Source organism: Bacillus sp. HY001 (genome assembly GCF_007558965.1).
GTDB classification, from domain to species: domain Bacteria; phylum Bacillota; class Bacilli; order Bacillales; family Bacillaceae_G; genus Bacillus_A; species Bacillus_A mobilis.
Genome location: NZ_VLTE01000025.1, coordinates 1 through 5948, shown reverse-complemented (window position 1 = coordinate 5948; position 5948 = coordinate 1). Strand labels below are relative to the sequence as shown.

At 32.4% G+C, this 5948-nt stretch carries 4 protein-coding genes and 2 pseudogenes; 5 read left to right on the top strand and 1 reads right to left on the bottom strand.

Features of this window, described 5'->3' with window-relative positions; genetic code table 11:
• The first annotated feature begins 548 nt into the window (after positions 1-548).
• The 4 genes and pseudogenes from FOT98_RS13115 (at position 549) to FOT98_RS13095 (ending at position 4067) form a co-directional block, all read left to right on the top strand.
• Positions 549-2219 carry a M4 family metallopeptidase gene (locus FOT98_RS13115; protein ID WP_000754409.1) on the top strand — a complete coding sequence of 557 codons (1671 nt, stop codon included), beginning with the start codon at positions 549-551 and terminating at the stop codon, positions 2217-2219.
• 152 nt (positions 2220-2371) lie between these two features.
• A pseudogene (locus tag FOT98_RS13110) lies at positions 2372-2890 on the top strand (PAS domain-containing protein); the annotation flags it as partial.
• Between the two features lie 483 nt (positions 2891-3373).
• A pseudogene (locus tag FOT98_RS13100) lies at positions 3374-3649 on the top strand (methyl-accepting chemotaxis protein); the annotation flags it as partial.
• Positions 3650-3851: 202 nt separating this feature from the next.
• Positions 3852-4067 (top strand): alpha/beta-type small acid-soluble spore protein, encoded by a 216-nt coding sequence (locus FOT98_RS13095; protein WP_001167047.1) that lies wholly within the window; start codon positions 3852-3854, stop codon positions 4065-4067.
• 69 nt (positions 4068-4136) lie between these two features.
• Here FOT98_RS13095 and FOT98_RS13090 read toward each other — a convergent pair whose 3' ends face one another.
• A complete protein-coding gene (locus FOT98_RS13090; protein WP_000755782.1) occupies positions 4137-4556 on the bottom strand; it encodes a hypothetical protein in 420 nt (139 codons plus the stop codon).
• A gap of 949 nt (positions 4557-5505) precedes the next feature.
• On the opposite strand from FOT98_RS13090, the gene FOT98_RS13085 reads away from it, so the two are divergent.
• Positions 5506-5948 (top strand): lytic polysaccharide monooxygenase (locus FOT98_RS13085; RefSeq protein ID WP_186292112.1); only part of this gene is annotated, 443 nt, incomplete at its 3' end.

The following is a 5948-nucleotide window of genomic DNA, read 5'->3' as shown; positions in this document are numbered from 1 at the left end:
ACTATTAAAACGAAAAATTAAGTTACTTAACTTTTTAAAATTTCAAGTACACACTACTTTTTTATAACCCATGATGTAACGCCCCTTTCATTTTATTTCTATACTATTTTAATTTATTCTAATATCCGCATAATTCCTCTTGAAATTCTAATATGTAAAAAATATGACACAATTAAAATTTGGTTCTCGAATGCTCCCTAGCTAGCAAATAGGAGCATATAATGTGAGACAGGTAGTCAAATATGGCTGTTATAAGAAAATAGTAGATAGAAAAGGAATCAATCAATAATAAATCATAAAAATACCCCTAGAGAAATCGCAGGCGTTTTTTATAGATGAAGTCTTCAAAAACATACCTTTAACTCATTTTTTAGAAATCTACCTTCCCTTCATTAGTTCCAATATTCTGAGTTTGTTTTAGAAATAGACACTACTTTATTTATATGAATATGCAATTATTCATATTTATATAAATATTTTAAAAGTAATTGTATATTTAAGTTTGTAATTATACTTTTTATTTTACTTATATTGAAGGGGGAAGATGTATGAAAAAAACTGTTATTACATTACTTGCTGCAGGAACAATGGTAGGTGCGCCTTTTTCAACTGTGTTTGCAGAAGAACAAGCATCTCAAAAAGAAGTAATGGATAAAATGGAAGTGCAACAAAAGAATTGGAATGAGGAACAAGGAAGTCCATCATTTCTTTCAGGTGAATTATCTGATAAGAAGGTAGAAACTCAAAAAGCAGTGAAAGAGTTTTTAGAAGAAAATAAAGAACTATTTAAGGTAAATCCACAGACGGATCTAACACTGAAAGAAGTAAAATCTGATGATTTGGGTATGAAACATTATATTTATACAAGGTCTGTAAATAAAGTGCCAGTTGATGGTGCACAATTTATTGTTCATACAGATAAAGAGGGCAAGGTAACAACAGTAAATGGAGATGTTCATCCAGCTGCTGCAGAAAGTTTGAAAGGTAATACAAAAGCAAAAATTACAAAAGAAACAGCTCTTTCAAATGCTTGGAAACATATTAAACTTACAAAAAATGATACCTTAATAAAAGTAGATGGAAATACATTAGATCAAGTAAAAGAAAACTTAGAATCTACAAATGAAAAAGCAGATTTAGTTGTATATGAAAAAGACGGAAAGTATTATCTAACGTTTAAGGTGCAACTGCAATTTATTAAACCTTACGGAGCAAACTGGCAAATCTATGTGAATGCAGAAAATGGATCAATCATAGATTCATATAATGCAGTTACAGACGCAGATAGCCCTCAAAAAGGTTATGGATATGGAGTATTAGGCGATCGGAAAGAACTGAATACAACCTTTGATAGTGTAAAGAGAAAATACTATCTAAAAGACACAACAAAGCCTATGAATGGAGGCTATATTGAAACATTTACAGTAAATCATAGTGATGCAGATTATCCAGTTAACTATCGTCTTCTGGATGATGATAATGCTTGGATAAATAAAGATCAAGGACCTGCGGTTGATGCTCATTATAATGCTGGAAAAGTCTATGACTACTATAAAAATATTCACAATCGTAACAGTATTGATGGAAAAGGGAAAACAATTCGTTCTGGAGTGAATTATGGAGTGGATGTAAACAATGCATTTTGGAATGGACAGCAAATGATTTATGGAGATGGTGACGGACGTGAATTTATTCCGCTTTCTGGTTCTCTTGATGTTGTCGCACATGAATTAACTCATGCTGTCACACAGTATTCAGCTGATCTTCGTTACGTAAATCAATCAGGCGCATTAAATGAATCGTTCTCTGATGTATTTGGATATTTTGTTGATCCTGCAAACTGGGATTTAGGAGAAGCTGTGTATACGCCTGGTATTTCTGGAGATGCACTTCGTAGTTTATCAAATCCCGAAAAATATGGACAACCTTCTCATATGAAAGATTATCAATACCTTCCAGCAACTGAAGAAGGCGATAACGGTGGAGTACATATTAATAGTGGTATTCCGAATAAGGCCGCATATCTGACAATCAATGCTATTGGTAAAGAGAAAGCAGAAAAGATTTATTATCGTGCATTAACAACTTATTTAACACCAACAAGTGATTTTAAACAAGCTCGTACAGCTTTATTACAATCTGCAGCTGATTATGATGGCTATGGTAGTGCAGCATATAAAGCAGTAGAAGATGCTTGGAATCAAGTGGGCGTAAAGTAACTTAAAATCTATTTATAATGTTTTTGTATTTTTAAAATTTAAATCATAAAAGGACCTATTTCTTGTCATATACAAGTAGGTCCTTTTATAGTTTTATTTATATTTATAAATTTTTATAATCAGTATAAAGGATATAAGGGGAGAGTCTTATTATGAATATTTCATCAAGTGGAAGCACTCAGGTATTAGATCAAACAATGATTTTGGTAGGACTGGAATCCAATCTAGCAATGATAGAATTTAACTTAGATACAGAGGTAATTTGGGTAAATGATCACTTTGCGCAAGCTTTGGGTTATACAATCAGTGAAATGAAGAACATGGTACATAAACAATTTTGTCCCCATAATTTTGTAAATAGTAGTGAATATAATCAGTTATGGGAGAATTTAAAAAAGGGAATTAAGTTTCAAAAGAAAATTCAGAGAGTTGATAAAAAAGGCAATTTAACTTGGTTTGAGGCTACCTATATTCCAATTAAAAATGAACAAGGAGTAGTAGATGCTGTACTAAAAATTGCAACGGATATTACAAATCGTGAAAATCAAACAAGAGAAGTTGTTTCACATTTAAAGAATTTATCTATTGATTTAGGAAGTAAGGTAGACATTAATTCTAAGGAAAATATGAAAGCGTTACAATCTTTAAAAGAACAGATTAATTTATTGACACTCCCACGGCTAAAGCCGCAAGCTGACTAACGTCAGTGGGATTCTTGCTACCAAAGGCGACGTCTATTTCTAGTATCGCTGACGTGCAAGATTGCGGTGTGCCATCACCACTCCATATCCAGTGCATCTAGCAGATACGGCACTCGTTCTATTACCAAACGAGTCAGATTGTGAGTTCTCAAATGTGTTTTAGCGTCTTGTACTTGACGACTCAATACATTTTACGGAGCAGAAGAATTTGTTACTCCAACCTCATATGTATTCTGTTTTCAGAGAACAAGATTGTTTTAGAGACTTTCACTTGTCTGTTATGAAAATTATACCATTTCAAATACTTGATGTACAGAACATACTTTCGGTATTTTATCTATACATCGCATTTGACCTCACTATCATCCCACCCCTAAAGGGGGTACTATCGCACCGTAGTGGGCTTTCCTATTCGGAAAATCTGTAAGTGAAATCGCTCAAATGATTAAGGACATTTTTTCCCAAACTAATATTTTATCTTTAAATGCAGCAATTGAAGCGGCAAGAGTAGGAGAACATGGACGTGGATTTGCAGTAGTAGCAGAAGAGGTAAGAAGATTGGCCAGTAATGTTGATGGTGCAATAAAAAAAATAAATTTAAATGTAGAGAGTATCACAAATGGTGTAACTATTGTTAGGAATGTGACTGAAAAATTGCAAAGAGAAGTGATTAATAATCAAACTGAAATTAGTAATACGATGGAAAAGTTCGAAAATATTGTTGGGTAAATGTAATTATAAATAACGACCTTTTGAAGTTAAGTTATAAATTCTATATAAAAAAGAAAGCCATATCTTATATGCCTTTCAAGTGATTACTATTTTCTAAAGAGGGATGAAAGCTTAGGTATATAATGGCTAAATAATTTTTTTGCATATTTTGTTGGTAATAGAGCATGATATTACCAAATTCAACGGAGGTGTTTAAAAAATGCAAATTCGCGAAAATAATAATTCAAACGAAATTTTAATAGCAGCTGCAGCAAGTGCAATTGAACAAATGAAATATGAAATTGCTCAGGAGTTTGGTGTTACACTTGGACCGGATTCAACAGCAAGAGCAAATGGTTCAGTAGGTGGAGAAATTACAAAACGTTTAGTTCGTATGGCGCAAGAGCAGTTATCTGGTCAATATAAAATTCACTAAAGTTAAAGGTATATCCCATTCAAGGGATATACCTTTTTAATTTGCTTTTAAAGAGGGCTGTTCAATTTTTTATTGTTGGTTTAGTTTAGACACTGCAAATTTAGCTGTGAAATTCATTTTCTTCATGTAAGAAGAATTTACTCCTGCTTGAAATTGAACGGAAATATTACCATCTTTTTGTGCTTTGAAGACGCGACCGTATGGTGAATTAGCATTGTATGTGCCAATTACTTGATTATCTGCATCAAAGACTGTATAAGAAATTGGGAACCCTGAATTTTGTACAAAGACTGTAAGCTCTTCCCCTTTATTAAGATTAAATGATTCTTTTTGAGAAACTTCATAGGAACTCATAGAGTAATATTTTGTAACTTCTTGAATATCTAAATTTGTAGTTGCCGCACTCGCTTTAGGTGCCTCTGCTCCTGGTAAGTTCATACCTGATAGTACTGCAATTCCTAATGCCCCTGCTAAAATAACTTTTTTCATAATGCTAGTTCCTCCTTTAATATACTGTGAGATTTGAAACCGGAGTGAAAATATCACTCCTTGAAACCATTATAGTTACAACGAGAATGATTTTCAATGAGATTTGATATGTAATTCTGCATACATAAGGTGTCGATATAGGGTAATCTATCCGAAGTTTAAAGTATTCTTAAAGAAGGAGAGGACAATTTTTCAAAACTATGAATGAGATGGTGGCTGGTTTTTATATACGTTGGTTCTATAAGTAAATATTTTGTTGTTTTCTATCGTGCATTGTATATAATGTAAATAAACACTCAAATGTTGATAAAGTTGTATAATATGGAATTATTAAACAAAATTAAATGATTATATGCTATAATAAAGCTGCAATAAGGTTCAACATCCTAATCTTATTGTGTATATTTAACCTATGTATGTCGTTTGTATAAAAAATAAGAAGTCTCTCAAAAAGAGGCTTCTTATTTTTTTGATAGAGGGGGAATACGGATGATGGATTATTATCAAATTTTGTTATTTACGATGGCATGTATTGCCTTGTTTTTTTATATACTACATGCTGGGAAACCAACAAAAAGAAATAAATGGAAATTTATTGGTGTAATATTTTTATTTTTCCTTTTAAATTATTTATTTCTTAAATTCCTATAGGTAAATGTAAGAGGAAATATGTTTGTTGCTCTAAAATTACAGTAAGAAGAACTTTTAAGACAAAAGAGAGCTACAGGAAAAAGTCCAATAACTGTCATAATTTTTGTGCGAGTTTAATAAATTGATATGCGATAATTTAACTATAGGGTTATTTGAATGTGATAAAGGTAAATGAATAATTGAGTATGAAATTATAAGGTTTTGTATTCAATTGTTAATTTTAGTTATACGTGTTTAGCCTTCACTTACATTCATGCTCTTAATATAGTAAGAAATTCAATAGGAGGGGACTAGTAGTATGAATAAAAAAATTTTAGGGCAGTTTAGAAAAATGGCTACAAATAAAAAAGGATTAAGTGCTGCTGCAGTAGCAGTGGGAATTATGAGTACAACTCTTATTCCTCAAAATGCCTATGCACATGGGTTTGTTGAAAAGCCAGGTAGCCGTGCAGCTTTATGCAGTCAAAATTATGGGGCGCTAAATTCAAATTGTGGAAATATAATGTATGAACCACAAAGTTTAGAAGCTCCTAAAGGATTCCCACAGGGTGGACCAGCAGACGGGAAAATTGCTTCAGCAGGAGGCCTGTTTGGTGGGATTCTTGATCAACAAACAGCTGATCGATGGTTTAAGAATACGATTAAAGGCGGAGAAAACACCTTTACTTGGAAATACACAGCTCCTCATTCAACAAGTCAATGGCACTATTACATCACGAAAAAGGGATGGAATCCAAATAA